Consider the following 889-nt stretch of genomic DNA (forward strand, 5'->3'; position numbering starts at 1 on the left):
CGGCATATTTTTTTATGCTTATATATTAGAACATGACTGGCGATATGTAACCTTAAGTGATGAACAAGTAAAAAAATATAGAATTAGTGAGAAAAAAGCACTTAGCCTTTATCAGCTAATGAAAGATACTCATGAGCTACTTGGTAAGAATAATATTAATTATTGGATAGAAGGCGGCACTCTGCTTGGAGCCGTTAGACATCAAGGCATAATTCCTTTTGACGATGATTTAGATATCGGTATTATGCATGAAGACGAAATACATTTGCAACAAATATTACCGCAATTTGAACAATTAGGATATCGCGTTAAACATAATAAAATTTATGTAATTTGCGGGGAAAGATGCTTAGATATTTTCGTATTTCATAAAGAAAATGATAAATTTGTTCATTTTAATCAAAGCATGCGTAATAAATATCCAAATGATTTTTTTTATGAGTATGAACTATATCCTTTAAAAAAATATAAATTTGGTAGTATAGAAGTATATGGCCCATCTGAATATAAAGAGCATTTGAATAGACAATATCTAGAATGGGATAAATATGCAATAATATACAGCCCTCATAGCTTACATTTACCTTTTTTATCGAATATCGAGAAAAAAACCAAATTTATACTAACGCAGGAATTGTTAAAACCGGCTCAGCCACTCGGACCTCTAGAAGATAAAGTGAATATAGTCAATTCAGCTACATTTATTGGTATGCACGAGGATATGGCTTATAATTAAATGTCGAAATGGTTAAGACTATTCCGACATCAGCAACGAAATAGTCTAGCTAGTAGTATTAAAATAAGTTGTAATAGTTGAGATTTAATCTTACATTTAGTAAAATTAAGATAATANNNAATGGAGGATTAGAGATGAATCTAAATCAAAAAA

General features: G+C 29.8%; 1 protein-coding gene. It reads left to right on the forward strand.

All coding sequences use genetic code 11. The features are described 5' to 3' along the window. On the forward strand, nucleotides 1–736 hold a 736-nt coding region (locus KYQ89_RS04400), incomplete at its 5' end, for a LicD family protein (RefSeq protein WP_218460579.1). Nucleotides 737–889 lie beyond the last annotated feature (153 nt).

Source organism: Rickettsia sp. TH2014, from assembly GCF_019249195.1.
Lineage (GTDB): Bacteria > Pseudomonadota > Alphaproteobacteria > Rickettsiales > Rickettsiaceae > Rickettsia > Rickettsia felis.